Origin of the sequence: Amycolatopsis sp. NPDC059235 (assembly GCF_042754125.1) — a bacterium.
GTDB lineage: Bacteria > Actinomycetota > Actinomycetes > Mycobacteriales > Pseudonocardiaceae > Amycolatopsis > Amycolatopsis albidoflava.
Genome location: NZ_JBHZAG010000002.1, coordinates 25,958 through 52,532 on the forward strand (window position 1 = coordinate 25,958; position 26,575 = coordinate 52,532).

The 26,575-nt window shown below is 70.0% G+C and carries 22 protein-coding genes; 14 read left to right on the plus strand and 8 right to left on the minus strand.

Features of this window, described 5'->3' with window-relative positions; genetic code table 11:
• Window positions 1-70 precede the first annotated feature (70 nt).
• From ACFXI3_RS01515 to ACFXI3_RS01535, 5 genes are all read right to left on the minus strand, one after another.
• Window positions 71-1,354, minus strand: coding sequence for an ABC transporter substrate-binding protein (locus ACFXI3_RS01515; protein WP_378397367.1), 1,284 nt, complete (start codon window positions 1,352-1,354; stop codon window positions 71-73).
• A 38-nt stretch (window positions 1,355-1,392) separates the two neighbouring features.
• Complete coding sequence (locus ACFXI3_RS01520; protein ID WP_378397368.1) at window positions 1,393-2,220, minus strand: carbohydrate ABC transporter permease; 828 nt, start codon at window positions 2,218-2,220, stop codon at window positions 1,393-1,395.
• A 3-nt stretch (window positions 2,221-2,223) separates the two neighbouring features.
• Complete coding sequence (locus ACFXI3_RS01525; RefSeq protein WP_344276481.1) at window positions 2,224-3,177, minus strand: sugar ABC transporter permease; 954 nt, start codon at window positions 3,175-3,177, stop codon at window positions 2,224-2,226.
• On the minus strand, window positions 3,174-4,199 hold the full coding sequence (locus ACFXI3_RS01530; protein ID WP_378397369.1) for a LacI family DNA-binding transcriptional regulator: 1,026 nt from the start codon (window positions 4,197-4,199) through the stop codon (window positions 3,174-3,176). The genes ACFXI3_RS01525 and ACFXI3_RS01530 overlap by 4 nt, the downstream gene beginning before the upstream one ends.
• 222 nt (window positions 4,200-4,421) lie before the next feature.
• Window positions 4,422-4,973, minus strand: a complete 552-nt coding sequence (locus tag ACFXI3_RS01535; protein WP_378397370.1) for a TetR/AcrR family transcriptional regulator — start codon at window positions 4,971-4,973, stop codon at window positions 4,422-4,424.
• 66 nt (window positions 4,974-5,039) lie between these two features.
• On the opposite strand from ACFXI3_RS01535, the gene ACFXI3_RS01540 reads away from it, so the two are divergent.
• From ACFXI3_RS01540 to ACFXI3_RS01585, 10 genes are all read left to right on the plus strand, one after another.
• Window positions 5,040-5,801 (plus strand): ABC transporter ATP-binding protein, encoded by a 762-nt coding sequence (locus ACFXI3_RS01540; protein ID WP_378397371.1) that lies wholly within the window; start codon window positions 5,040-5,042, stop codon window positions 5,799-5,801.
• Between the two features lie 189 nt (window positions 5,802-5,990).
• The gene (locus tag ACFXI3_RS01545) at window positions 5,991-7,325 is read left to right on the plus strand and encodes an FtsX-like permease family protein (protein ID WP_378397372.1); all 1,335 of its coding nucleotides are present in this window, start codon (window positions 5,991-5,993) and stop codon (window positions 7,323-7,325) included.
• Window positions 7,326-7,497: 172 nt separating this feature from the next.
• Window positions 7,498-8,679, plus strand: a complete 1,182-nt coding sequence (locus ACFXI3_RS01550; protein WP_378397373.1) for an ABC transporter substrate-binding protein — start codon at window positions 7,498-7,500, stop codon at window positions 8,677-8,679.
• Entirely contained in the window at window positions 8,676-9,761 is a 1,086-nt protein-coding gene (locus ACFXI3_RS01555) for a FecCD family ABC transporter permease (protein ID WP_378397375.1), read from the plus strand. The genes ACFXI3_RS01550 and ACFXI3_RS01555 overlap by 4 nt, the downstream gene beginning before the upstream one ends.
• Window positions 9,758-10,495 (plus strand): ABC transporter ATP-binding protein, encoded by a 738-nt coding sequence (locus ACFXI3_RS01560; protein ID WP_378397376.1) that lies wholly within the window; start codon window positions 9,758-9,760, stop codon window positions 10,493-10,495. Before ACFXI3_RS01555 ends, ACFXI3_RS01560 begins: the two co-directional genes overlap by 4 nt.
• A gap of 264 nt (window positions 10,496-10,759) precedes the next feature.
• A complete protein-coding gene (locus ACFXI3_RS01565) occupies window positions 10,760-11,740 on the plus strand; it encodes an ornithine cyclodeaminase (RefSeq protein WP_378397377.1) in 981 nt (326 codons plus the stop codon).
• A complete protein-coding gene (locus ACFXI3_RS01570; RefSeq protein ID WP_378397378.1) occupies window positions 11,731-13,056 on the plus strand; it encodes an alanine racemase in 1,326 nt (441 codons plus the stop codon). Before ACFXI3_RS01565 ends, ACFXI3_RS01570 begins: the two co-directional genes overlap by 10 nt.
• Window positions 13,053-14,102 (plus strand): PLP-dependent cysteine synthase family protein, encoded by a 1,050-nt coding sequence (locus ACFXI3_RS01575; RefSeq protein ID WP_378397379.1) that lies wholly within the window; start codon window positions 13,053-13,055, stop codon window positions 14,100-14,102. Before ACFXI3_RS01570 ends, ACFXI3_RS01575 begins: the two co-directional genes overlap by 4 nt.
• The gene (locus ACFXI3_RS01580) at window positions 14,090-15,499 is read left to right on the plus strand and encodes an MATE family efflux transporter (protein WP_378397380.1); all 1,410 of its coding nucleotides are present in this window, start codon (window positions 14,090-14,092) and stop codon (window positions 15,497-15,499) included. Before ACFXI3_RS01575 ends, ACFXI3_RS01580 begins: the two co-directional genes overlap by 13 nt.
• A gap of 17 nt (window positions 15,500-15,516) precedes the next feature.
• Window positions 15,517-15,843, plus strand: a complete 327-nt coding sequence (locus tag ACFXI3_RS01585; protein WP_344276446.1) for a putative quinol monooxygenase — start codon at window positions 15,517-15,519, stop codon at window positions 15,841-15,843.
• Window positions 15,844-15,889: 46 nt separating this feature from the next.
• Here the strand turns inward: ACFXI3_RS01585 and ACFXI3_RS01590 are convergent, their stop codons facing one another.
• Together ACFXI3_RS01590 and ACFXI3_RS01595 are read right to left on the minus strand one after the other, a co-directional pair.
• Entirely contained in the window at window positions 15,890-17,494 is a 1,605-nt protein-coding gene (locus tag ACFXI3_RS01590) for an amidohydrolase (RefSeq protein ID WP_378397381.1), read from the minus strand.
• Window positions 17,487-18,782, minus strand: a complete 1,296-nt coding sequence (locus tag ACFXI3_RS01595) for an MFS transporter (RefSeq protein ID WP_378397382.1) — start codon at window positions 18,780-18,782, stop codon at window positions 17,487-17,489. The genes ACFXI3_RS01590 and ACFXI3_RS01595 overlap by 8 nt, the downstream gene beginning before the upstream one ends.
• 124 nt (window positions 18,783-18,906) lie before the next feature.
• Between ACFXI3_RS01595 and ACFXI3_RS01600 the strand changes: the two genes are divergently transcribed.
• On the plus strand, window positions 18,907-20,379 hold the full coding sequence (locus ACFXI3_RS01600; protein WP_378397383.1) for a PucR family transcriptional regulator: 1,473 nt from the start codon (window positions 18,907-18,909) through the stop codon (window positions 20,377-20,379).
• 9 nt (window positions 20,380-20,388) lie between these two features.
• On the opposite strand, the gene ACFXI3_RS01605 is transcribed toward ACFXI3_RS01600, so the two are convergent.
• Window positions 20,389-21,414 carry a LacI family DNA-binding transcriptional regulator gene (locus tag ACFXI3_RS01605; RefSeq protein ID WP_378397384.1) on the minus strand — a complete coding sequence of 342 codons (1,026 nt, stop codon included), beginning with the start codon at window positions 21,412-21,414 and terminating at the stop codon, window positions 20,389-20,391.
• A gap of 139 nt (window positions 21,415-21,553) precedes the next feature.
• Between ACFXI3_RS01605 and ACFXI3_RS01610 the strand changes: the two genes are divergently transcribed.
• From ACFXI3_RS01610 to ACFXI3_RS01620, 3 genes are read left to right on the plus strand one after another with little or no spacing between them, the layout of a single operon-like run.
• Window positions 21,554-22,891, plus strand: a complete 1,338-nt coding sequence (locus ACFXI3_RS01610) for an MFS transporter (RefSeq protein WP_378397385.1) — start codon at window positions 21,554-21,556, stop codon at window positions 22,889-22,891.
• A 26-nt stretch (window positions 22,892-22,917) separates the two neighbouring features.
• Window positions 22,918-24,975, plus strand: a complete 2,058-nt coding sequence (locus ACFXI3_RS01615) for a hydantoinase/oxoprolinase family protein (protein WP_378397386.1) — start codon at window positions 22,918-22,920, stop codon at window positions 24,973-24,975.
• Window positions 24,972-26,555 carry a hydantoinase B/oxoprolinase family protein gene (locus ACFXI3_RS01620; RefSeq protein WP_378397387.1) on the plus strand — a complete coding sequence of 528 codons (1,584 nt, stop codon included), beginning with the start codon at window positions 24,972-24,974 and terminating at the stop codon, window positions 26,553-26,555. Before ACFXI3_RS01615 ends, ACFXI3_RS01620 begins: the two co-directional genes overlap by 4 nt.
• Window positions 26,556-26,575 lie beyond the last annotated feature (20 nt).

Below are 26,575 nucleotides of genomic sequence, written 5' to 3' on the forward strand. Positions count from 1 at the left end.
CCTTCGTTCCGCGGGCAGCGTGCCCGCGCCTGTTGTGCGCGCCGGGGTCGCGACGACCCCGGCGCGGCGGTCACTTGCCGACGCTCTTCCAGCCGTCCTTCAGCTGCTGCGCCAGCGTGTTCGCGTCGATCTGGTTCGCCAGGAAGCGCTGGTAGGCAGGCGTCGCGACAGTGTCCTTCCACTGCGCGTACTTGCCGGCGAACAGATACGGCGCCGAGGTCAGGTACTTGCCCGAGGCGAGGATGGTGCTCCAGCCCTTCTTCGCGCCGAGCTTCTTGTCCAGCGCGTCGCGAGCGGAGTTGCTCGCCGGGATCAGCGTGTCGGCCTCGTTGAGCGCGGCCAGGTTCTCGGTGTTCGTGAAGTAGTCCAGGAACTTCGCGGCCTGCTCGACGTGCTTGGAGTCCTTGTTGACCGACAGCGTCTGCGGGTTGGCGGCCTGCGCCGGTCCGGCCGGGCCGGCGATCGGGGGCAGCGCGACCCAGTCGAGGTCCTTCGGCGCGTCCTTCTCGATGTTCGCCGCCTGGTACGAGCCCTGCACGGTCATCGCGACCTGGCCCGCGTAGAACGGGGCCAGCGCCTTGCCGCCGGACTGGGTCAGCGTCACCGGCAGGATCGAGTGGTCGGTCGCGTTCATGTCGTGCACCAGCTGCGGCAGCGCCATTTCGCCCTGGCCGACGCTGATCTGCGCCTGGTCGCCGGTGCCCTCGAAGTACTTGCCGCCGAACGCCGGGGCCATCGCCACGAACGTCGCGGTCGGGCTCGACAGGCCCCAGCCGAGGCCGTATTTGCCGTCCTTCGTGGCGGTCTTGGCCAGCTGGCGCAGCTGGTCCCAGGTCGTCGTCTCGCCGGTCGGGACCTGCGCGCCGGACTGCTCCAGCAGCTTCTTGTTCGCGAAGACCACATAGGACTGCAGTTCGGTCGGGTAGGCGACGACCTTGCTGTCCACGGTCACCGAGTCGAGCACGCCCTTCGGGATGTCGGCGCGCTTCTGCTCGGACAGGTAAGAGGAGAGGTCGGCGAGGTAGCCGTCGGCGGCGAACGGGCCGATCCCGGCCGCCTCGTAGTGCACGATGTCCGGCGCGGTGCCCGCGTTGAACTGGGTGATCAGCTTGTCGTAGGCGCTGTCCCAGCCTGCTTGGACGACCTTCACCTGCGTGTCCGGATGCGCCTGGTTCCACGCCCCGACGATCTTGTTCGTGGCGGCGATCGCGGCGGGCTGGTCCGACAGCGACTGGAAGGTGAGGGTGACCGGTCCGGCGTCCCCGCTGCCGGCGTCCGCGCCGCTGCCGCACGCCGCGGCGAGCAGGCTGGTGAGGGCGAGGCTGGCGGCGATGGCCGCGCGTCGTGTCTTCATCGACCGACCTTTCGAGGGTGTTTCCGATGGGGTGGGGCTCATCCCTTCACCGCCCCGGCCATGAGGCCGCCGGTGAGTTTCTTCCGCAGGAGGCTGAAGAAGGCGATGCTCGGGATCGCCGCGAGCACGGCGCCCGCGGCCAGCGGACCGAGGGCGACCTTGCCCTCGCCGCCGATGAACATGGTGAGCGTGATCGGCAGCGTGTAGTTCTCCGGCGACTGCAGCAGCACCAGCGCGAAGAAGAACTCGTTCCACGACGACACGAAGCTGAACATCGCGGTCGCCACCACGCCGGGGGCCAGCAGCGGGAACACGATGGTGCGCAGCACGGTGAACCGGGTCGCGCCGTCCATCGCCCCGGCCTCCTCCAGCTCGACCGGGATCGCCGCGACGTAGCCCTGCAGCATCCACAGCGCGAACGGGAGGATGTAGGTGGTGTGCACGAGCGTCAGCCCGACGAGGCTGTCGGCGAGGCCGAGCGTCCGCAGCACGAGGAACAGCGGCAGGATCACCAGCACCACCGGGAACACCTGGCTGACCAGGATCCAGGTGACGCCCGCGACGCGCAGCTTGCCCTTGAGCCGGGCCAGCACGTAGGCGGCGGGCACCGAGATCAGGATCGCGAGCACGGTGCTGGCAAGCGCGACCAGCAGGCTGTTGAACGCCGAATGCAGCAGGCCTTGCCGGGAGAGCGCCTCGCCGTAGTTGTCCCAATGCCATTCGCTCGGGATCAGGTTGACCGACAGCGAGTTCAGCTCCGCCGAAGACTTCACCGACGCGGAAATCAGCCACAGCAGCGGGAAACCGAGGAACAGCAGGTACAGCACGAGAGCCAGGTATTGCGCGGGGCGCACGGACCAGCGCATCGATCACCGCCCCCTTTCCGGGCGGTCGCCGCGGAACTGCGACCGCAGGTAGATCGCGAGCAGCGCGACGACCACGATGACGAGGACCAGCCCCATCGCGGCGGCGTAGCCGATCTCGCGGTTCTTGAACGCTTCGAGGTACACGAACAGCACCGGGACCATGGTCTTGCCGCCCGGGCCGCCCGCGGTGAGCACGTACACGAGCGAGAAGGAATTGAAATTCCAGATGAAGTTGAGCGAAGTAATGGAGCTGACGATCGGGCGCATGCTCGGCCAGGTCACCGCGGTGAAGCGCCGCCAGGCTCCGGCTCCGTCCACGGCCGCGGCTTCGTGCAGTTCGGCCGGGATCTGTTGCAGGCCAGCAAGAAGCGTCACGGTGGTCTGCGGCATGCCGACCCAGACGCCGACCACGATCACCGCGGGCAAAGCGGTGTTGAAATCGCCGAGCCAGTTGATTCCGTCCGGCAGCCCGATGCTGCCGAGGAAAGCGTTGAGCGGTCCGCCGTTGGCGGAGTAGATCATTTGCCACATGATCGCGACGACGACCGGTGGCATCGCCCACGGAATGAGCGCGAGCACCCGGGTGAGGCCCTGCAGTTTGAGGCCGGAGTTGAGCAGCAGCGCCAGCCCCATCGCAGCGGCCAGTTGCAGGACGGTCACCCCGACTGTCCAAATCAGACCGATCCGCAGCGAGTCCCAGAACAGCGAGTTCCCGCCGAGGCGGACGAAATTGTCGATCCCGGCGAAGCCGAAGTCCGGATGCCGCACCAGCCGCGTGTCGGTGAACGCTAGCACGATGCCGATGACCAGCGGGGCCACCGACAGCACCAGGATCGGGATCAGCGACGGCATCACCAGCGCGATCGCCTCGCGCCGGCGCGTGCGGGCCTGCGTGGTCTTCTTCGGGCGCGGCGGTGGAGCGGGGGCGGCTCGCCTCGGCTGCGTCGCGGTGGTCATTCCGTGTCCTCCGCGTCCTGGTCCACAGTGGATTCCCGGACGAACAGCTCGGTGCCGACCGAAATCTGCCGCGCCGGGGCGTCCGCGTCGTCGGCGAGCCCGAGCATCAGCCGGGCGGCGGCGCGCCCGCGTTCGGCCGAGCCGAGGGACACGCTGGTCAGCCGGGGCAGGAAAACCTGCCCGAGTTCGGTGTCGTCCATCCCGGTGACGGCGACGTCGCGCGGGATGCTCAGCCCCAGCTCCCGAGCGGCGCGGATGGCCCCGATGGCGAGCAGGTCGTTGGCCGCCACGATGGCGTCCGGCCGTTGCGGACGGTCGAGCAGCTTCCTGGCGGCCTCGATCCCCGCCGCGACGGTGAAATCGGCCGCGACCTCGACGTCGGTCTTGGCGGCAAAGTCCTTGGCGGACACCGCTTCATCGAATCCGCGCTGTCGCGAGGAGCCCGGTGTGGTGTCGAGCGGCCCGTTGAGGAAGCCGATCCGGCGGCGGCCCAGCGAAACGACGTGCTGCATCGCCGCGCCGATCCCGGCGGCGGAATCCGTGGAGACCGAGCTGATCCCGCGGTCGCTCATCGCGCGGCCGATCACCACGACGGGCACGGGAGCGCGGCCGATCTGCTCGATCAGCTCGTCGTCGGTGCGCAGCGGGATGACGATCATGCCGTCGACGAACCCGCCGTGCAGGCTGTGCATGAGCTCGGTCGTCGACGCCGCGGTGTCCCCAGTGGACATCACCACGACCCGATATCCGTGCGGTGCCAGGACTTCGTGGATGCCGCGCATGATCTCGACGTAGACCGGGTTGCCGATGTCGGCCACCGCGAACGCGATCTGCGAAGTCTTCTTCAGCCGCAACGACCGCCCGATCGCGTCCGCGCTGTACCCGAGTTCCGCCGCGGCCGCCCGCACGCGCTCGACCATCGCTTTGCTCGCGCCGGTCCCGTGCAGCGCGCGCGAGGTCGAAGCCAGCGACACGCCGGCGCGCTCGGCCACCTGGATCAGCGTGGCTCGGGTTGACGTCATCGTCCCTCCCAGTCGGACACAGCGGGCAACGGTGCGGATACCGCTGTTGGAAACGTTTCCAGTCTGCGGACTGGATGGCTTGGAAACGTTTCCAAGCGGTGCCGGGATCATGTCACCCGGATGGTGGACGTGTCAACGGAGCTGTCGCGGGGTCCGGGGATCTGTGACTTCAGCGTGACGTGTGCTGGCCCAGTGCTGGTGGGGCGCTGGTTCGGTACCGGCTCAGAGGGATCGCCAGTCGGCTCGGACGACGTCCGCCGCCGAGGGAGCGTTGTCCGGATCGGTCAGCCACTGCAGTGCGGTCCCGACCAGCAGCGAGTAGTAGTGCGCGCCGATCGCGTGGACGTCCTTCGGGTCGGCGTCCGGCCCCAGGTCGCCGAAAGCGTTCGCGAGCGCGACGCGCGCCTGTCGCTGGCCTTCCGCGTTGATCTTCCGGATCGTCTCGTCGTGCTGCAGGTAGCTGACGCTCTCGAAGTTCACGAACCACAGCTCGCGATGCTGCTGGATGGACTCGATGATCCGCGCCCAGCGCCGCTCGGGCCCGGCCTCCTCGTCGGCCGGGTCGGTGAGGACGGCGAACAGCATGTCGCCCCACTCCGTGTTGAGGTCGAACAACGCCTGTGTGAGCAGCTGTTCCTTCGACCCGAAGTGGTAGTTGATCGACGCCTGGTTGGCCCCGGAGGCGGCGACGAGGTCGCGCACCGTCGTGCGCGCGTAACCGGCTTTGAGGAGGCATTCCCGGGCGGCGGTGATCAAGTTCTCGCGGTGTCCCACACGTGCTACCGTATCATGTAAACGTTCGTTTTAAACGTTCATTCACATCACTGGAAGGACTGGAAGATGACCGCACCCGCGATCCGCACCAGACGGCTGCGCTGCCGTTTCGAAGGAGAGGGCGGCCCGGTCGACGCACTGCGCGGAGTGGACCTGGACGTCCCGCGCGGCGCTTTCGCCGCGATCATGGGTCCGTCGGGCTCAGGGAAGACGACGTTGTTGCACTGCGCGGCTGGTCTGCGCACCCCGACCGAAGGCACCGTCGAACTGGACGGTGCCGATCTGTCTGCTTTGGACGAACCGCGCCTGGCCGAGCTGCGACGTCAGCGGATCGGTTTTGTGTTCCAGCAGTTCAATCTGCTGCCCGCGCTGACCGCGGAGGAGAACATCGAACTGCCGCTGCGGTTGGACGGCCGCAACCCGGACCCGCGGCGCACCGCGGCCTTGCTGGCGCAGGTCGGCCTGGCGCAGCGCGGGGGACACCGGCCGGGTCAGCTTTCCGGCGGGCAGCAGCAGCGGGTGGCCGTGGCCCGGGCGCTGGTCACGGATCCGGAGGTGGTTTTCGCGGATGAACCGACTGGCGCACTGGACATCCGCAGCGCGCGGGAAGTGCTGGGCTTGCTGCGGTCCTTGGCCGATCGCGGTCAGACGATCGTGATGGTGACGCACGATCCGGTGGCCGCGTCCTACGCCGACGCGGTGTTGTTCCTGGCGGACGGGCTGGTGGTCGATCAGCTGGCCCGGCCGACCGCCGCGGCGGTGGCGAACCGGATGACGGTGCTTGTCGAATCGGCGGAGCGGGCGGCGAATGCGGTGGGTGCCCGGTGAGCTGGCGCGCTTGGGACCGGACAACAAGACCGAGGGGAAGTGCACTTTGTGGACGGTAGGCGGCTGCTGTCGCGCGTGTTGTTGCCGCGGCTGCGGAGAGGGAAGTGACATGGGGAAGCGTGCATTGTGGACGGTTGGCGGCGGTTGCCGTGCGGGTGCCGTTGCTGCGGCCGCGGAAGGGGAATTGACATGCTGAAACTCGCGCTGCGGCTCTTCGGCCACCATCGCGCCGCCGCCGTGGCCACCGGCCTGGTCGCGCTCGTCGGGATGGCGCTGGTGGTCGCGATGACCGCCCTGCTCGGCACCGGCCGCTCCGGGAGCACCGCACCGGCCGATCGGGGATTCCTCACTCAGTTCCCGCTCATCCTGGGCGGCTGGGTGGTGGCGATCGTGGTGTTCGCGATGGTGTCGACGATCGGCGTCACGCTCGCCGCGCGGTCCGGCGAGATCGGCGGGTTGCGGCTGATCGGTGCGGCGCCGCGGCAAATCCGGGTGCTCGTCTCGATGGAAACCCTCGCGATCACCGCCGTGGCGGCACTGCCCGGCCTGGGGCTCGGCTACCTGCTCGGGCTCCTGCTCCTGACCGGAGTGCGTTCCGCCGGGCTCACCGCGCCGAGCACGTCGTTCGCGCCTGGGATTGTGCTGCCGCTGGTCGGCGTCGCGGTCGTGCTGCTGGCCGGAGTGCTCGCGGCGTGGATCGGCAGTCGCGGTCCGGCTCGGCGCAGTCCGGTCGAAGAAGAGTCCGGACCGCGCCGGGTCAGGTCGGCGCGGCCGCGTCGGATCGCGGCGATTGTGTTGCTGGCGGCGGGTTTCGGCTCGGCGAGCGCGGTGCTTGCCTTGCCCGCGGACAGCATCGCGACGACGGGGATGACCGGGCCGGCCGTGGTGCTGTGCTCGATCGGGTTCGCGATCCTGGCTCCGGAACTGATCGCCGCGGCGAACCGGATCGTCGGCCGTCTTTCGCGCGGTGCGAAGAATGCGGAGGCGCATCTGGCGGGCGTGAACCTGCGCGCGGCACCGGAGCGTGCCCGTCCGATCGTCACCTTTCTTACGCTGCTGGTCGGCGTCTCCGCGGGCACGTTGGCCATGCAGGGCATCGAAAACCAGCACAGCGTCGCGGGCAGCACGGCCGAGGTGCTGGCGTCGATCAACTATCTGGTCGTCGTCCTGATCTCGCTGTTCATGGCGATCGCGCTGACCAACAACCTGGTCGCCGCGATCGGCGACCGCCGGACGGAGTTCGCGACGTTGTCACTGATCGGCTCGACTGTCCGGCAGGTCCGCGGCGTGCTCCTGCGCGAAACGGCGGCCGCGACGCTGCTGGCGATTGTCGTCGCAGTGATGGGTTCGGTGGTGGCCGTCCTGCCGTTTTCGATTGTCAAGACAGGGAGCCCGGCTGCCGCGTTCGGTGTCTGGCCGTTCGTGGGGAGCGCGGTTTTCGGGGGAGGGGTGGCGTTGGCGGTGACGTATGTGGCCGGGGCACGCGTGATCCGTTCCGCGGCAGTCAGCGGTCACCGGGGGTGAATGCCGACCGCGCCATTTCCGAATGGACTCCAGTCCAGCTCCGAGTGCGGTGGAATGTCCGGTTTGGCGGCATATTAATGGCCACGCATTAATGTCGGGCTGCGGTATGCCCCGGTGGCCGTAGTCACAATTCTTGTCCTGGCGTGAATCCGGTCGGCTGCTAAGGTGAGGCATGCCTAACTTCGCGGAGCGTCGCCGCTCGCGTCCGCTCCGTCGCCGATGGGGTGCGGCCGCGGTCGTGGCGGTGCTGGCGGCGGGGGCGTGTTCGGCGCCGCAAGGGGAACAGCCGGGCGCGGCCAAGCGGCCGGTCACCGACGTGCTGGGGCGAACGGTCGAGGTTCCGTTGCCGGCCAAGAGAATTCTGCTCGACGGGGCGCGGATGCTGTACACGACCGCGTTGCTGGACAAGCGGGATCCGCTGGCGGGGATCGTCGGGCTGCCGAACGACCTCGAGCAGAACGACCCGGATTCGCTGGAGCAGTACCGGGCGAAGTTCCCGGGGATCGACAAGATCAAGCGCACCGGGCAGGCGTACGACGGGTCGTTTTCGATCGAGGCGGCGATCCAGCTCCGGCCGGACGTATATGTCGTCAGCGCCGCGAACTACAAAGCCGCGCAGGATTCCGGAATCGTCGATCGGCTCAGCCGGGTCGGGGTCCCGACCGTCGTGCTGGACTATTTCGTGGATCCGGTGAAGAACACGGTTCCGTCGGTGCGGCTGATGGGCGCGTTGACCGGCAAGACGGCCGAGGCGGAGGCGTTCGCCTCGTATTACCAGGCCGCGGTGGACCGGGTCCGTTCGCGGCTGGCGGCGGCGCACGAACCGCCGACCTCGGCGTTTCTGTGGCGGGCCCCGGGGTATTTCGAATGCTGTTCCAGTTTCGCGAAGTCCAATCTCGCCGCGCTCGTGGACCTCGCGGGCGGGAAGAACCTCGCCGACGACGTCCTGAAAACCCGGCAGGGGACCGTCTCCCCGGAGGCGGTCCTGAGCCGGGACCCGGACGTGGTCATCGCGACCGGTGCGGACTGGGCTCCAGGGACGTCGGCCAAACCGGGGGAGTTCATTCCGCTCGGGTACAGCGAAAAGGGGCCGGACGCCCGGGCCCGGTTGCAGGCGATCGTGCAGAAGCAGGCGGGTTTCTCCGGGCTCAAGGCGGTTCGCGAGCATCGGGTGTACGCGGCGTGGCACCACTTCTACGACTCGCCGTACAACTTCCTGGCGGTGGAATGGTTCGCCAAATGGCTGCATCCCAGCCTGTTCCAGGACGTCGATCCGGACGCGACGATCCGGGAGCTGCACGCGAAGTTCCTGCCGATCCCGTATGAGGGCACGTTCTGGGCGGAGCTTCCGTGACCGCCGCGCCCGTCCTCGCCGAGCCGAGTACGCACGACGTCGTTCGGGCGCATCGCGGCCGGATGCGGCGAAAACGGCTGACCGTGACGGCGCTGGCGTTGCTGGCGCTGGTGGTGGCCGTCGCTGACGTGGTGGTCGGCGGCGAGTCTCTGTCCATTGTGGAGACAGTGCGGGCGATTTTCGCGCCGTGGAACGCGCCGGCGGCGGACACGGAGATCGTCTGGCACATCCGGATGCCGATGACCGTGACGGGCATTCTGGTCGGCGCGGCGTTGTCGCTGGCGGGCGCGGAAATGCAGACGATCCTGAACAATCCGCTGGCCGAGCCGTACACGCTCGGCGTCTCGGCGGCGGCGAGTTTCGGTGCGGCGTTGAGCCTGGTGGTCGGGGTCTCGGCGGTGCCGGTGCTGGGTGTGCTCGGCACGGCCGGGACGGCCTGGGTATTCGCCTTGCTGGCCAGCGCGGTGATCATCGGGTTCAGCGCGGCACGCGGGCCGGACACGGAAACGATGGTGCTGCTGGGGATCGCGATGGTGTTCCTGTTCACCGCGCTGCTTTCGCTGATGCAGTACGTCGCGTCCGAAGCGCAGCTGCAACAGGTGGTGTTCTGGACGCTGGGCAGCCTGACCCGCGCGACCTGGCCGCAGGTCGGGATGCTCGCGGTCGTCGTGCTCGCCGCGGTCCCGTTGGTGCTGCGCGCGTCGTGGAAACTGACGGCGATGCGGCTCGGCGACGATCGTGCGCGGGCGCTCGGCGTGCCGGTCGCCCGGATGCGGATCGTGGTGCTGGCGGGGATTTCGCTGGTGGCGGCGACCGCGGTGTCGATCGCCGGGAGCATCGGTTTCGTCGGGCTGGTCGGGCCGCACGTCGCGCGGATGCTGGTGGGGGAGGACCACCGGTATTTCGTCGCGGCGTCGTTGTCCGGCGGGGCGTTCCTGCTGTGCGCGTCGTCGCTGGCGGCGAAGCTGATCGTGCCGGGCGTGGTCGTTCCGGTCGGGATCATCACCTCGATTGTCGGGGTGCCGGTTTTCCTCGCTCTGATCCTGTCGCGCCGGAGGACCCGGAGGACACTGTGGACTTGACGCTGCGAGTGGAGAGACTCGGGTTCGAGTACGGCCGGACGCCGGTGCTGCGCGAGGTGACGCTGCCGGAAGTGCGGGCGGCGGAGGTGACGGCGGTCATCGGGCCGAACGGTTCGGGCAAGTCGACGCTGCTGCGGTGCGTCGCGGGTTTTCACCGGGCGCGCGGGCGGGTCCGAGTGTCGGGCGACGGCGAGATCCTTTACCTGCCACAGGATCCTCCTCCGCCGAGTTCGCTGACGGTGTTCGAGGCGGTGCTGGTCGCCCGGCGGGTCGGGGCCTCCGGCAGCGGCAGGCGGGAGCACGAGGCGCGGGTGGCGGAGACCCTGGCGGCGCTGGACCTGGACGGGCTGGCCGGACGGCGGCTGTCCGAGCTTTCCGGCGGGCAGCGGCAGATGGTCGGGCTCGCGCAGGCGATGATCCGGAGACCCGGCGTGCTGCTGCTGGACGAGCCGACCAGCAATCTCGACCTGCGCAACCAGTTCCGGGTGCTGCGGTCGGTGCGCGATCTCGCGCGGAACCAGCCGGCCGCGGTGCTGGCGGTGGTGCACGACCTGTCGCTCGCGGCGCGGATCGCGGACCGGATCGTGGTGCTGCACAACGGAACAGTGCATTCGCACGGGTCTCCCGCCGAGGTGCTGACGACGGCGATGCTCAGCGAGGTCTACCAGGTGGACGGCACCGTGCAGCGGGCGGGCAACGGCGTGCTGACCGTCGCGATCGCCGACCGGATCTGACTCTTCGAGCGGTCGTCCGACCCGTTGTGCTGCAAAGGTTTTCACGTTCTGCTCGCCGCCGGGTCGGCCGGCAAGGAGGTTTCTCCCCCGCGTCGGGGAATGAATAAGGCAAGCCTTGCCTAAGTCTTCGGATTCCGTTACGGTTTCGGCAACGCGGCCGACTCGGGTGCGCGACAGCGGCCGAAACATCCGGCAGGCGCGTTCCGGCCGCGAAAACCGATCCAGTGCGCGATTCCCCGTTCTCTCTCGTGAGGATTTCTTCAGATGGCGGAGCCAGAGTTCCATGTGTTCACCCGAAGCGATCTCGCCGGTGTCGAACTGGCGCCGGAGGAGGTGATTTCCGCGGTCCGGCAGGGATATCTCGCGCTGGCCGCCGGGGATTCGCGCTGTCCGACGAAACTGATGATGCCGCTGCCGGACCAGTCGCGGGACGCGGTGGCGTATTCGATGCTGGGATTCGACGCGAACGCACAACACGTCGGGTTCAAGACCTCCTACCGGCAGGGGAACGACAATCGGGACAAGTACTACACCGTGCTCAGCCTTTACGACGACACGACCGGAATGCCGTTCGCGCTGATGGACTGCGACCGCGTCGGCGCGTCCCGGACCCCGGCGACGACCGCGTTGATCGCGCAGGAGTGCGCGAAGCCGGACGCGCGCTCGGCGTTGCTGATCGGCACCGGCGTGCAAGGGCAGCTCACGCTTCCGTACCTGCTCACCGTGCTGCCCGGTCTCGAGCGGCTGATGCTTTTCGGCACCGCGAAAGAGGGCCTGCGGGCTTGCGTGGACACCTTCCACCGGTATTTCCCGGACCGGGAGGTCGAAATCGTCGACGACGTTCCGGAAGCGGTCGCCGAGGCGGACATCGCGGTGGCGGCGTCGGGGCGGGCGGCGCATCCGAAGGTGAAAACGAGCTGGCTGAAACCGGGCGGATTATTGATTTCGGTGTCCAGCAAGGGAGTTGACTCCTCCTCGCTGCGGGACGCGGATTACGCGCTCGCGACGAGCGAGGGCCAGTTGGGTGTGACGGGTTCCCGTTTCGACGATGGAGAAGGGAAAGCGACCATCGACGCGGAATTCCCGGACGTGCTTGCCGGGCGCAAGCCGGCCCGCCGCGGCGATTCGGATCGGGTGTTCGCGTTCAGCAGCGGAATGGTGATCACCGACATCCCGGTGGCGCATCTGCTGGCGACCCGGGCGATCGAGGCCGGCCGAGGACAGCGGGTGCGGCTGTGGAGCTGACGGCGTCGACCATTTCCCTGCCGGCCCGCCAGGCGGACTGGGCCAGTGAAACGCAGTCCGATCCCCGGCTGCTCGGCGACCTCGCCCGTGCGGTCGGCGGTCCGTTCCACGTCCTGAATCCGCGCCAGTTCGCGGACAACCTCGTGGCGTTCACCGACGCGCTGGTGACGGCGGGCGTGTCCGGGCAGGTGTATTTCGGCAAGAAGGCCAACCGGTCGGCGTGCTGGGTGCCGGAATGCGCGAGCGCCGGCGCCGGTGTGGACGTGGCGAGCGTTCCCGAGTTGGTGGGTGCGCTCGCGGGCGGTGTCCGCGGCGAGGACGTGATGGTCACCGGGGCGGCGAAAAGCGCGGATCTGTTGTGGTTGTCGGCGCGGCACCGGTGCGTGGTGGCCGTCGACGCGCTCGACGAACTCGACCGGGTGCTCGCGATCGGGCAGACGCCGCCGATCCGGATTCTGCTGCGGCTGCTGCCGGAAAAGGACCAGGGGAGCCGGTTCGGGCTCAACCCGGACGAGGTGGACGAGGCGCTTCGCCGGTGCGCGGGCGCCGCGGTGCGGATGGAGGGGTTTTCCTTCCACCTCGGCGGTTACGAGGTCCAGTCGCGCGCCCGGATGGCGGAGGTCGCGCTGGAGCAGTGCCTGCGGGCGCGCGAGGCGGGGCTGCCCGCGGAGTCGGTGTCGATCGGCGGCGGGTTCGCGGCCAGCTACCTGGACGAGGCGGACTGGACGAGGTTCACCGAGGAGTACCGGCCCTCGTGGTTCCACAACGGCAAGAACTTCACCCATTTCTATCCCTACCACCAGGCCCCGACCGGCGCGGACATGCTGGCCGACGTGCTGGCGAGCCCGCTGCGCGGCGGCACAGTCGCCTCCGAATTCGCGCGCACCGGCACACGGCTGCTGCTGGAACCGGGACGGGCGCTGCTGGACCAGGCCGGGTTCACGGTGTTTCCGGTGCAGGGGTTCAAAATGCGCGACGGCTACGGGATCGTGACGGTCGCGGGGCTGAGCATGAGCGTGTCCGAACAATGGAAGGGCAGCGAATTCCTGCCGGATCCGCTGCTGTGGCCCGCCGCGGGGCCGGGGGAACCGGTGGCCGCGTGCGTGGGCGGTTCGAGCTGCCTCGAATACGACATGCTCAGCTGGCGCAAGATCCCGTTCCCCCGTCCGCCGCGCCACGGCGACCTTCTCGTGTACCCGAACACCGCCGGATACCAGATGGACAAGAACGAAACCCGCTTCCACGGCCTCCCGCTCCCGGCCAGGGTCGTGGTGGACGGCGCGGGCTGGCGGATCGAAGGAGGGGACGGCCGATGAGGGATTTCATCCCGCGTCGGGGGCGCGGAATCGTGTCGCACGTGTCGGAACTGATCGGCCGGACGCCGTTGTTCGAGGTGTGCGTGACCGGTTCGGGCGTCCGGTTGCTGCTGAAGCTGGAGCAGTTCAACCCGACCGGGTCGGCGAAGGTGCGCATGGCCGAGCAGATGATCGCCGACGCCGAGCGCGAGGGGAAGCTCCGGCCCGGCGGGCGGATCGTCGAGCCGACGTCGGGCAACACCGGCCTTGGCCTCGCGCTGGCCGCGCTCGAACGGGGCTACCGGTTCACCGCGGTGGTGGACCACCACGCGAGCAAGGACAAGCTGCGCGCGATGGCGGCGCTCGGGGCCGAGCTCGTCTACGTCGGCGGGGAGGGCGGCGGGGAACTCCGTTCGGTCGAACGCCGCCGGGTCGCGGCCGAGCTGGTCGCGGCGGATCGCGAGGCGTACTGGCCCGACCAGCACAACAACCCCGGCAACGGCGGCGGCTACCGCGAACTGGCCAGGGAACTGCTCGCCGACGCGGGCCAGGTCGACTGGCTGATCGGTGCGATCGGCACCGGCGGCTCGCTGTGCGGGACGGTCCGCGAGCTGCGCCGGCTGCGCTGCCCGGCGCGGACGCTCGCGGTGGAGCCGGCGGGGTCGATCATCTTCGGCGCGCCGCCGGGGCCGTACCGGCAGACCGGCAGCGGCAGCCCGGAAGGATTCCCGGTCGGCGCCAACGTGTGCCGGGAGTTGATCGACGAGGGCGTGCAGGCGTCCGATGTGGACGCTTTCGCGACCGCGCGGGCGCTGGCCCGGCACACCGGGCTGATGGTCGGCGGATCGGCCGGCGGGGCGATCCACGCGGCGCTGAACCGGATCGACACGATGCGGCCGGGCAGCACCGCGGTCGTCCTGGTCTGCGACGCGGGGGAGAAGTACCTCGACACCGTGTTCGACGACGAATGGCTGCGCCGCCACGGGCTGCACGCGCCGGAGATCGAAGCCGAGGTCGGGAAACGGCTCGGCCGGCACGAGGACATCGGCCTGCGGTGGGTGTCGTGAGGCGGTGGCTCGCCGGGTACCGTCCGCTGCTCGCGGTGTCGGCCCCGATCGCCGGAATCCAGCTCGCGCAAGTCGCGCTCACCACGACCGACCTGGCGATGCTCGGCGGGATGAGCGTGCGGGCGATCGCGGCGGGCGGGCTGGCGCTGACCCTGTACAACCAGGTCCGCACGATGTGCGTCGGCACGGTCACGGCTGTGGGCAACCTGGTCGCCAGCACCGCCGGTCGCGGCGAATCGCGTACCGGCGGCGACCAGTTGGACGAGCGGGCGCGCGGCGAAGTCCGCGACCTGGTGCGGGCTTCGTTCCTGGTGGCGACAGCGGTCGGGCTGGGCGCCGCGCTGATCCTGATCGGCCTGGGCTACCTGCTGGCCTGGTTCGGCCAGGATCCCGAGGTTCTCGCGCTCGCCCGTCCCACGATGCTCGCGCTCGCGCCCGGACTGATCCCGATGCTGTGGCTCAACGTGCTGCGGCAGTTCGCCGTCGGCATGCGCAGACCCGGCTCCCTGCTGTGGGTGACCATCGGGTCGGTCGGCGTCAACATCCTGCTGGACGGCGGATTCGGCTACGGCTGGTTCGGGTTCCCGGAACTCGGCGCCCCGGGCATCGGGCTGGCCACCACGATCGTGCAGTTCCTCAACTGCTTCGCGTTCCTGCTGATCCTGCGCCGCGACGAGCACCTCGCGCCGCTGCTGTCGGCGGGCTTCGGGCGCGGCGAACTGCCCGCGGCGCGCGAGATCCTCCGGCTGGGGATCCCGATCAGCCTGACCTACGGCTCCGAAGCGGGCATCACGTCCGTCGCCACCGTGCTGATGGGCGGCTTCGGACCGGCGACGCTGGCCGCGCAGAGCATGGTCAACCAGCTCGCCTACATCGTGTACCAGGTCAACATCGGCCTGTCGCAAGGATCCTCGATCCTGATCAGCCGCGCGGTGAGCCAGCGCGACCGGCCCGCGGTGACCAGAACCGCGCGGCAGGCGCTGACGCTGTCGGCGACCGCGATGACCGCGGCGGGCTTGCTGTATCTCGCGGTGCCGGGCTGGGTGCTGGGCCTGTTCCTCGAAAGGAACCCGCCGCCGGAAGTGCTGGCGCTGGCGCACACCCTGCTGTTCTTCGGGATCGCGCAGCAATACGTCAAGGGAGCGCAGAACGTGTGCGTCGGCCTGCTGCGCGGTCTCGGCAACACCAAAAGCGGCTTCCGCGCGACGCTGCTCGGCTACTGGCTGATCGGAACCCCGGTGATGGTGTTGTGCGGCTTCGCACTGGATCTGCGCGGGCCCGGAATCTGGCTCGGGCTGTGCGTCGGGTTCGGCGCGACAGCGGTGTTGCTGCTGCGGAAGTTCTCGCGCGAACTCGCTGGCGTACCGGCGCTCGCCGCGGTGCCGAGCGGGACCTGAGCTGCGATACTCGACGCATGATTTTGATCGTCCTCAAAGCACAGATCCGCCCCGAGAAGCGAACCGAATGGCTGGAAGGCATCGAGCGCTACACCGCGCAGGTGCGGAGCGAACCGGGCAATGTGTCGTTCGACTATTACCAGAACGGCGGCGACGAGAACGAATTCGTGATGGTCGAGGTCTTCGCCGACAGCGCCGCCGGGGACGCGCACGTCGCGACCGCGCACGCGCAGGAGTTCTTCCCGTTCATGTCGACGGTCGTGGCGAAGAAGCCCGAGATCAACTACCAGAACCTCGACGGCGCGGCCTGGTCGGAAATGGCCGAGGTCACGCCGGTCGATTAGCAGCAGCGCGGGTTGGGGGACGGCCGGTCGCGGCCGGCCGTTCCCTTCACCGCTGGTGCACGATCCGCCCGTCGAGCACCGTGGTCGTGACGTGCACGTCGCCGAAGTTCTCCGGGCGGGTCTGTTCGAGGTCGGCGTCCAGCACCACGACATCGCCCAGTTTGCCCGGCGTCAGCGAGCCGATCCGGTCCTCCATGCCGAGTGTGTACGCCGCGTCGAGCGTGTGCGCGCGCAGTGCCTCGTGCAGCGAAATCGCTTGCTCCGCACCGATGTCCGCGCCTTCGCGGGTCTGCCGGAGCATCGCGTTCGCGATCGTGTGCAGCGGCTTGAACGACGAGACGAACGAATCGCTGGACAGCGCGGGCCGCAGCCCCGCGTCGAGTTCCTCGCGGACCGGCTGGAGGCGGTGTGCGCGGTCGCCCAGGCGGCGCAGGAAGTCTCCGCCGCTGTCGTGCAGGAAGTTCGGCTGGTTCACCGGGATCACGCCCAGCCCGGCGAACCGGCGGACGTGCTCGCGGGTCGGGTAGCCGCAGTGTTCGATGCGGGGGCGGAAGTCGTCGCCGTACGCGCGGGAACCCGCTTCGAGCGCCCGCAGCGTGTTCTCCATCGCCAGGTCGCCCTGCGTGTGGACGGCGACCCGCCACCCGGCGCGGGCGGCGCGTTCGACGAGCGCGGTGAGGTCGTCGGCGGGCCAGTAGAGGCTGCCGGTGAATTCGCCGTGTTCGCCGTAGGGTTCGCTGAACACCGCGGTGCCGCCGATGAGCGTGCCGTCGGAGTAGAACTTCATCGCGCCGAGGCTCAGCCAGTCGTCGCCGAACGGATCGCCGAGGCCGACCGCGGCGAGGGCGTCGAGCTGGTGTGACAACGGCATCGCGACTGTCCGCACCGGAAGCCGTCCGGCCGCGCGGGCCGCCCGGTACACGCGGAGTTCCCGCGCCGACACCTGCGGGTCGGCGATGGTCGTCAAGCCGGCTTCGACGTAGTGCCTGCCCGCGTCGCCGAGCCAGCCGGACAGCTGTTCGAACGGCAGGTCGGTGTGGAAATTCGGGCCGTGGCAGCCGATTTCGACCGCGACCGGCAACAGCAGCTGCATCGCGGAGTCGAGGACCATTCCGGTCAGCCGCCCGGCCGCGTCGCGGAGGAACTGCCCGCCCGCCGGGTCGGCGACGTCGCTGCCGATGCCCCGCCATTGCAGCGCCGCGGAGTTGACGACGGCGTGGTGGCCGGACACGTGGTAGACGATCACCGGATGCTCGGTCGTCGCTTCGTCGAGCCGCTGCCGGGTCGGACGGCCTTCCGGATATTTCGCGTCGTCCATGCCGAACGCCCGGATCCATTGTCCGGCCGGCGTGCGAGCGGCGGCCTTGGCGACCATCTCGACCAGATCGTCCACAGTGGACACTGCGGGGTAGCTCGCGTCTTCCGCGGCGAGGGATTCCGCGGTGGACAGCAGGTGGTTGTGCGGGTCCACGAAACCGGGCAGCACCGTCGCGCCGCGCGCGTCCACGCGTTCGGCCTCCGGGGCGGCCTGCGCGACCGCCGCCGCGCCGAGGGCGGCGACGCGGCCGTCGCGGACGAGCACCGCGTCGGTGCCGGCGAGGTCCGGGTCCATGGTCAGGACGCGGGCTCGGTGGATCAGGACGTCAGCCACGGGCGATCTCCGTTCGGTGGGGCTGGGGGACGTCGTCGGACAGCTGCGGCGCACCGCGCAGGCAGGCGATGCTGACCAGGCACATCACGACGAGCAGGACGATCACCGGCGCGACGCCGCCGAACCCGGCGACGAGCGCGGTGCAGGCCAGCGGCGAGAACCCGCCGAAGACGGCGCCGGCGACCTGGTAGGACAGCGAGATGCTGGTGTAGCGGGCGCGGGCGGGGAACATCTGCGCGAGGATCGCCGCGATCGGCCCGTAGGTGGCGGCCATGACGAGCCGCATCAGCGACAGGGTCAGGAAAATCAGCCCGGCGCTGCCGCTGCCCATCACGAGGAACTGCGGCGCGGCCAGCACCGCGACGCCGATCAGCCCGGCGATCACGACGCGCCGTCCGCCGACGCGGTCGCCGAGCCAGGCGACGCCGACGGTCGCGACGAGTTCCACGAAAGACGCGATGCTCAGCCCGGTCAGCACGAGTTCCTCGCTCACGTGCAGATCGGTCGTGGAGTAGCCGAGCAGGAAGGTGGTGACGATGTAGTAGCCGCCCACGGCCACCGGCAGCGCGCCGATCCCGCGCAGGATCTGCCGCCACGACGTGCGCAGCGCGAGCCGCACCGGCAGTTCGGCGACCGGTTCCGCCTGCTTGAACACCGGCGATTCCTCGACCTTCAGCCGGATCACCAGCCCGACGATCACGAGCACCGCCGACAGCAGGAACGGCACCCGCCAGCCGCCGGCGGCGAGCGCCCCGTCGCCCTGTCCGGCGAGCAGGCCGAACAGCCCGGACGCGAGCAGCGCCCCGGCCGGGTTTCCGAGCTGCGCGAACGAACCGTAGAACGTCTTGCGCCCGGCGGGCGCGTGCTCCACGGCCATCAGCACCGCGCCGCCCCATTCGCCGCCGACCGCGAGCCCTTGGGCGAACCGCAGCACGACGAGCAGCAGCGGCGCGAGCACCCCGGCGGTGGCGTAGGTGGGCAGCAGCCCGGTGGCGAACGTCGCGATCCCCATGATCAGCAACGTCGTGACGAGCGCGGCCTTGCGCCCGACGCGGTCGCCGAAATGCCCGAACACGATGCCGCCGAGCGGACGGGCCAGGAAGCCGACCGCGTAGGTCGCGAACGACGCCATGAGCCCGACCAGCGGACTGGTGCCTTCGGGGAAGAAGAGCTTCCCGAACACGAGGCTCGCGGCGGTCGAATAGGCGTAGAAGTCGTACCACTCGATGGTGGTGCCGACGAACGCCGCGGCGGCCGCGCGGCGGGCGCTCGAGACGGATGCGGTCATGGGGGCTCCCACTGCTCCGGGGGATCGGTTCGGGCAACGCTAACCGCGGGAGCGGCCGGAACCCGCTGTACGATGTGTCCTTCGCCGAAGATCGTTTTGTGCGAACCGCACTGGGAGGCAAGCTGTGCTGACCGTGGCCGGCGTGCTCCGGTTCGAAGGGCTTGAGCTGGGCTTGCTCGCCGGGCGGGCCGGGCTGGGCCGCGAGGTGTCCTGGGCGCACGCGATCGAGGTCGCGGACCCGGTCCCGTGGCTGCGCGGCGGCGAGCTGGTGCTGACGATCGGGCTCGGGCTGCCCGCGGACGAACCGGGACGGCGGGCGTACGTGCGGCGGCTGGCCGAGGCGGGCGCGGCCGGGCTGGGATTCGCCGCGGAGGTGCTCGACGCGTTGCCACCGGAGGTGCTCGAAGAAGCCGAGGCCTGCGGGTTGCCGGTGGTGGGAGTGCTGGGGACGACGCCGTTCATCGCGGTCGGCCAAGCCGTCGCGCGCTGGCACGCGGAGGCGGCGCTGCGCGCGGAACGGCACGCGATCGCGGTGCAGGAAGCGATCGCGCGGGCGGCGCTGCGCTCCGGCGACCGCGGGATCCTGGCCGAACTGGCGAAGGGCGTCGACGGGGAGGCGCTGCTGCTGGACGTCGAGGGCAGGGCGCGCGCGGCGCATCCGGCGGGGGAGCGCCCGTGGCACGGCCGGGCGCGCGACCTGGTCGCCGCGATGGCCGGACCAGGGCAGGCCGCGGGCGCGGAGGAGCACGAGGGCCGGTATTTGGTCGTGCACAGCATCGGCCTGTCCGGACATCCGCGCGGCTGGCTCGCGCTCGACTGCCCTGCGGGCGATCCCGCGCACCAGCGGCTGCTGGTCAGCCACGCGGCGGTGTTGCTGGGCATGACCTTGCTGGGCATCCGCGCGCTCCGCCGCACTTTGCACGAACAGCGGGCGCGGTTGCTGCCCTCGATCGCGGAACCGGACGCGTCGCTGATGCCGGAGCCGCCGTTCGAGGTCGCGGTTTTCGCGATGGCGCTCGACGATCCGCTCGCCGCGGTGCTCGACGCGATCGCCGACGTGGCCGGGAAAACCGACCAGGACCGGCTCCTGCTGACCCCGCGCCCCGGCGGTCTCGCGGCGGTGCTGCCCGCGGCGGCCGGGCTGGGCGCGCGGATCCGGGCCAGGGCCGCGGAACTGGCCGGCGTCCCCGTCGGCTGCGGCGCGAGCCGGGCTTCGGACGTCGCGGGAATCCCGGCGGCGATCCAGCGAGCCGCCGGCGTCGTGCCCGCCGATTCGTCCTATGTGGACGCTGACGAGGCGTCGTCGTGGGGTCTGCTGCGGGAGGCGTTGCGCCCGGCGGCGCTGGCCCCGTTCACCGCCGCGGTGCTCGGGCCGTTGCGCGAACACGACAGCCGCACCGGCGGCGAGCTGGTGCCGACGCTGCGCTGCTACCTCGACGCGGACGGCAATCTGGAAACCACCGCGCGGGAGCTGGGCGTGCATCGGAACACGGTGCGGACCCGGCTGCGGACCGCGGAGCGGGTTTCGCGGCGGCGGCTCGACCGGCCGAGGGATCGGCTGGAACTGTGGCTGGCGTTGTCCGCGGAAGATCTCTGACCGAGCGAGTTACCTTCCCCGCTGAGTCGACTCCCGCAAGCGGAGCTCCGGCGCGAGAAACACCGGCCCCTCGGGTGTCTCGGCTCCGGACAGCCGCGCCAGCATCAACTCCACCGCCTGCTCGGCCAGCGCTTCGTGCGTCAGGTCCATCGCGGTGATCGGCGGGGCGCTCGTGCGGGCATGTTCGCTGTCAGTCAAGGCGGCGAGCAGCAGGTCGTCCGGAATACGCAGGCCTTGCGCGGCAGCGGCTTCGGCGATCAGCGGGGCGAAATCGCTGGTCGCGACGACGATCGCGTCTGGCCGGTCTGGGCCGGAAAGCAGGGGCTGCACCAGTTCGGGCACATCGTGCGGGGTCAGGCCTTCGCTGAGCAAGGCGGTCCGCGCCGGCAGCCCGCGTCGTTCGCACCACGCCAGATAGGTCTCGCGCGGCCGCCGGTTCCAGGCGTTGTCCTCGGTGCCGGACAGCAGAAGCACGTCGCGCGCGCCCTGGTCGTAGAGGTGCTCCAGCAGCGCCTCGACCACCGGCGGGTAGTCCAGCCGCACCGCCCACGGCAGGTCCGGCTGTTCCGGGTCCTCCTCGACGGTCACCACGGGGAGGCCCCGCCCGAGCAATTCGGCCAGCGCCGTGTCGCCGCCGTAGGGGTGGGCCACGATGCAGCCGTCCATCGGCACGCTCGCGACCGCGGGGTCGTGCAGGTCGGGCACGTGGATCAGGCCGGTCTTGTGCCGCAGCATCTCGGTCGCGATCGACCCGACGAGCCGGTTGAACGTCTCGGCCCGGTCGGGCGTGCCGGCCACCGCGTAGCGCGGCCGGAGGATGAGCCCGACCAGCCCGGACCGGCCGGTGCGCAGCGAGCGGGCGTTCGGGTTCGGGTCGTAGCCCAGCTCGGCGGCGGCCTCGCGCACCCGCGCCTTCGTCGCCGCCGAAATGGGCCTGCGGCCGGAAAGCGCGTGCGAAACCGTGCTGATCGAGACTCCGGCGCGTTCGGCGACCTCCCGGATCGTCACCGGCCGTTTGCCGCTCGCCGTGTCCACTCCTCGTACCCCTTCGCCCTGCCTCCGGACGGCCCAGTATCGCCCACCGGCCGGCGGAGGAGGGCTTGACACCGCACCGGCGCGCGGGTTTGATGCCGCGAAAGCTCATCAAAACGTTTTGATGATGATAGGAGGCGCCATGGCCGCCCCGCACGAGCCCGCCCCGCCCACCTCCGCCGCCGCGCCGACAGTCGGCGACGTCTGCACCGGCATGCGGCTGACCCGACGGCATTGGCTGGCCGGCTCGGTGCTGTTCTTCGCGTTCGTCGTCGAGGCCTGGGAACAGGTCGGGCTGGTCTACGTCTCGAACGGGATCGCGGACGAATTCGGCGTGGACAACACGAAACTCGGCTGGGCGCTGTCCGCGGTCGCGTTCGGCATGGTGCCCGGCGCGCTGCTGTGGGGCGGGCTGATCGACCGGCTCGGCCGCCGCCGCGTCACGGTCGCGAGCCTGCTGATTTACGCGGTGCTCGCGCTGGCCGCGGGCCTGTCGCCGGCGTTCTGGCCGTTCGTCGTGCTGCGGTTCCTCTCCGGCGTCGCGTTCGGCGGGGTCTACGCGGTCACGTTCCCGTATTTTCTCGAGCTGCTCCCCACCGCCCGGCGCGGCCAAGGCGCCGTGGCGCTCAGCATCGGGTTTCCGATCGGCACGCTGCTCTGCATCGGCGTGAGTCAGTCGCTCGGGATGATCAGCTGGCGCGCCGTCGCCGTGGTCGCCGCGCTGGCCGGGCTGTGGGCATTCGCCGTGCTGCGCTGGGTCCCTGAGTCGCCGTACTGGCTCGCGCGGCGCGGTCGGCACGCGGAAGCTGCCACTGTGCTTCGTGGTCTTGGCGCGGAGATTCCTTCTGACACCACGTTTTCCGTCGAGGACGCCGACCGCAAGGCAGGCGCGGTGCGGAACCTGTTCCGGTCGCCGGTGCGGCGGCGGTTCCTGCCGCTGCTGCTCACGTCGTTCACGTTCAGCTGGGGCTACTGGGGTTTGCAGACTTGGCTGCCCGTGCTGCTGCAGAACCGGGGGCTGAGCGTGTCCGGAGCGCTGTGGTTCGTCGCGGTGACCCAGGTCGTGTCCGTCCCCGGCTACCTGCTCGCCGCGTGGCTGACCCGCCGCCACGGCCGCAAGCGGATCTTCCTGCTGTTCGCGCTCGCTTCGGCGATCGGCGGCGTGCTGTTCGGCCTCGCCACCGGTTCCACGCAGCTGTACGCGGGCAATCTGATCCTCGCGTTCTTCTCGCTCGGCGCCTGGGGCATCTGGAACACCTGGTCGGCTGAGGTGCTGCCGACCGGGCTGCGCGGCGTCGGCTACTCGTGGTCCACGTCGGCGATCCTGCTGGCCAACACCGTTTCGGTGCCGGTGATCGGCGCGATGATGGACCACGGCGTCGCGTCCTCGCTGACTGTCGCGTCGATCGTCGCCTTCCTCGTCGTCGCGCTTCTCGCCGTCCTTCCGCTGCCCGAGACCGAGGGTCGCGCGCTCACCTGATTTCCCTTATCGGACAAGGAGTTCCCATGACCTACCGGGTCGCCATGGACATCGGCGGCACCTTCACCGACGTGGTCGTCCACGACGGCGCGACGCAGCGGCTGCGCGCGGGCAAGGTGCTCACCACCCCCGACGACCTCGCGCGCGGCGTTTTCGGCGCGCTCGAAGGATTCGACCTGCCGTTCGCCGAGATCGAGTTCTTCGTGCACGGCACCACGCAGGGCCTGAACGCGCTGCTCGAACGGCGCGGCGCGAAGGTGCTGATCCTCACCACGCGGGGGATCGGCGACGTCTACCGGATCGCGCGCGGCAACCGGAACCGGCTGTTCGACCTGCACTACCGCAAGCCCGAGCCGCTCGTCGGGCCGGAAGCGGTCGCGGAGGTCGCCGGACGACTGGATGCCACCGGTGCCGAACTCGAACCGCTCGACGAGGACGCGGTGCGGCTGGTCGCGAAACGCGTGCGCGAAGAGGGTTTCGAGGCCGTCGCGGTGTGTTTCCTGTTCTCCTACTTGGGTTCCGGGCACGAACGCCGTGCGGGGGAGATCTTGCGGGACGAGCTTGGCGACGACGCGCTGGTCGTGCTGTCGCACGAGGTCGCGCCGGAATGGCGGGAGTACGAGCGGACGTCGACCGCGGTACTCGAGGCCTACACCGGCCCGTCCGTGCACCGCTACCTCGACCGGATCGAAGCGCGGTTCACGGAGAAGGGCCTGCACGTCCCGGTGCACGTCATGCAGTCTTCCGGCGGTCTGGTCAACGCCGGATTCGCGCGGCGGCATCCGTTGCAGACGCTGTTGTCCGGCCCGGTCGGCGGCACGATGGGCGGCGTCGCGGCGGCGAAGCTGCTCGGCCGTCCCGACCTGATCTGCGTCGACATGGGCGGGACCTCGTTCGACGTCTCGCTGGTGATGGACTACGCCGCCGACGTGTCACCGGACGGCGAGGCGGAGGGCTTCCCGCTGCTGATGCCGCTGGTCAACCTGCACACGGTCGGCGCGGGCGGCGGTTCGCTCGCCTACGCCGAGGGCGACGCGCTGCGGGTCGGCCCCGAATCGGCGGGCGCGGTGCCCGGCCCGGCGTGCTACGGCCGCGGCGGTACGCAGGCGACGGTCACCGACGCGAACTGCGTGCTCGGCCGCGTCGATCCCGAGTCGTTCGCCGGCGGGGGCATGCCGCTCGACCTCGACGCCGCGCGGACGGCCGTCTCGACGTTGGCTGACCAGCTCAGCATGGACCCGGTCGAGCTGGCGTCCGGCATCTGCGACGTGGGCAATGCCAAGATGGCACAGGCGATCCGCACGCTGACCGTCGAGCACGGCCGCGAGCCGGGCCAGTTCGCGCTGCTCGCGTTCGGCGGCGCGGGACCGATGCACGCGGCGTTCATCGCACAGGAAATCGGCATCACCGAGGTGATCGTGCCGCGGTTCCCGGGCGCGTTCTCGGCGTGGGGCATGCTCGAAGCCGACGTCCGCCGGGACTTCACCATGCAGTTCTTCGCCGATGGAGCCGAACTCGACACCCGTGCCCTGCGCACGGCGCTCGACTCGCTGCGCGATCAGGCGCTGGAAGCGTTGCGGGAACAGGGAATCGCCGAGGACCGCCAGTCGGTGACCCATGGCGTCGACATGCGGTACGAAAGCCAGGACTACACCCTGACCGTGCCGATCCTGGACTCCGATCCCGTCGACAGTCCTGATTTCCTGCCCGCCGTCGAGGCGCGTTTCGCCGAAATCCATCACCAGCGCTACGGGCACGCCACCCCCGGCGCGCCAGTGCAGTTCGTCGCGCTGCGCACCACCGGCCACGGCGTCGTCGACCGCGCCGCAGCTTCTGCCGAGGCGATCGTCGAACGACCCGAGCCTGTTGTCCGCGACGTCGTTTTCTCCGGACAGGCCGTGCCCACCACGATCGTGGCGCGCGCCTCGCTCGCCCTCGGCAGCCGGTTGTCCGGACCCGCGATCGTGCACGAGGAAACCGCCACCACGGTCGTCCCGCCGGACGCCGAACTCGCCGTCGACGACCACGGCTTCCTGGTCGTCACCCTCGCGGCCGCCGGCCACCTGCAGGAGGAGCACGCGTGAGCATCAGCCCCGTCACCACCGAAATCATCCGCTCGGCGCTGATCCAGGCGGCCGAGGACATGAACATGACCCTGATCCGGTCGTCCTACACGCCGACGATCTACGAGGGCAAAGACTGCGCCGTCGCGCTGCTGGACCGTCGCCATCGCGTCCTCGGCCAGTCGTCCGGGCTGCCGATTTTCCTGGGGAACCTGGAGATTTGCACGAGCCACACCGAGGACCTGTTCGGCGCGGACGTCTGGCGGCCGGGCGACGTCTGGGTGCTCAACGATTCCTACATCGGCGGCACGCACCTCAACGACTGCACGGTGTACGCGCCGATTTTCGTCGGCGACGAACTGGTCGGTTTCGCGGCTTCGCGCGCGCATTGGATCGACATGGGTTCCAAGGATCCCGGCGGTTCGATGGATTCCACGAACATCTACCAAGAAGGCCTCCGGATGGGGCCGACGCGGATCGTCGCCGGCGGGGTCGAATGCGCCGACATCCTGCGGCTGATCGAGACGAACGTGCGGTTCCCGTACGTGACCCTCGGCGACATGCGGGCGCAGATCGCCTGCGCCCGGATGGGCGTGCGGCGGCTCGGCGAGCTGTTCGCCCGCTACGGCGCGGAAACCGTCGACGCCGCGCGCGAGCAGATCTTCGCCCAGACCGAACGGCTCGAACGCGAACGTATCGCGGCGATCCCGGACGGCGAGTACGAGGCGACCGGGTATCTGGACAACGACGCGATCGACCCGGACACGCCGCTGAAGGTGCGCGTGCGCGTGGTCGTCGAGGGCGAGTCGATGACGATCGACCTCACCGACTGTGCCGACCAGGCCACCGGTCCGGTGAACTGCGGCCGCTCCCAGGCGATTTCGGCGGCGCGGGTCGGCTACAAGCTGCTGATCTCGCCGCAGGTGAGCCTCAACGGCGGTTCGTTCGCGCCGCTGGACGTTCAGGTCCGCGACGGGTCGATGCTCGGCGCGCGGGAGCCGGCGGCGTGCCAGTACTACTACTCCAGCCTCGGCATGCTCATCGATCTCGTCGTGGCCGCCCTCGCGCCCGCGATGCCGGACCGGGTCGCCGCGGCCAGCTACGGCGATTCGATGATCGTGCAGTTCGCCGGTGATCATCCGCGGACGGGGGAGCCGTTCGTGACCCTGGAGGCGACCGTCGGCGGCTGGGGCGCCTGGGAAGGCGGCGACGGGGAGACGGCGCTGATCAACAACGTCAACGGGTCGCTGCGGGATCTGCCGGTCGAGGTCGTGGAGACGCTGTATCCGGTGCGGGTGAACGAATACCGGATCCGCGCGGGCTCGGGAGGCGCGGGCCGGTGGCGCGGGGGCGACGGGGTGGTCCGGGAGTATGTGATGGAGGCGGACCAGGATCTGTCGCTGTGGTGGGAACGCTCGGTGACGCCTGCCTGGGGGCTCTTCGGCGGGTCGGCCGGTGCGCCGCCGCGGGTGGTGTTGAACCCCGGGACGCCGCAGGCGCGGGAGATGTTGAAGGTGAACAGCCTTCGGGTGCGGCGAGGGGATGTGCTGCGGTGCGAGTCCGGCGGGGGAGGGGGCTACGGGACACCTGCTGGGGAGTAACGGAAGTCGGCGCGTCGTCG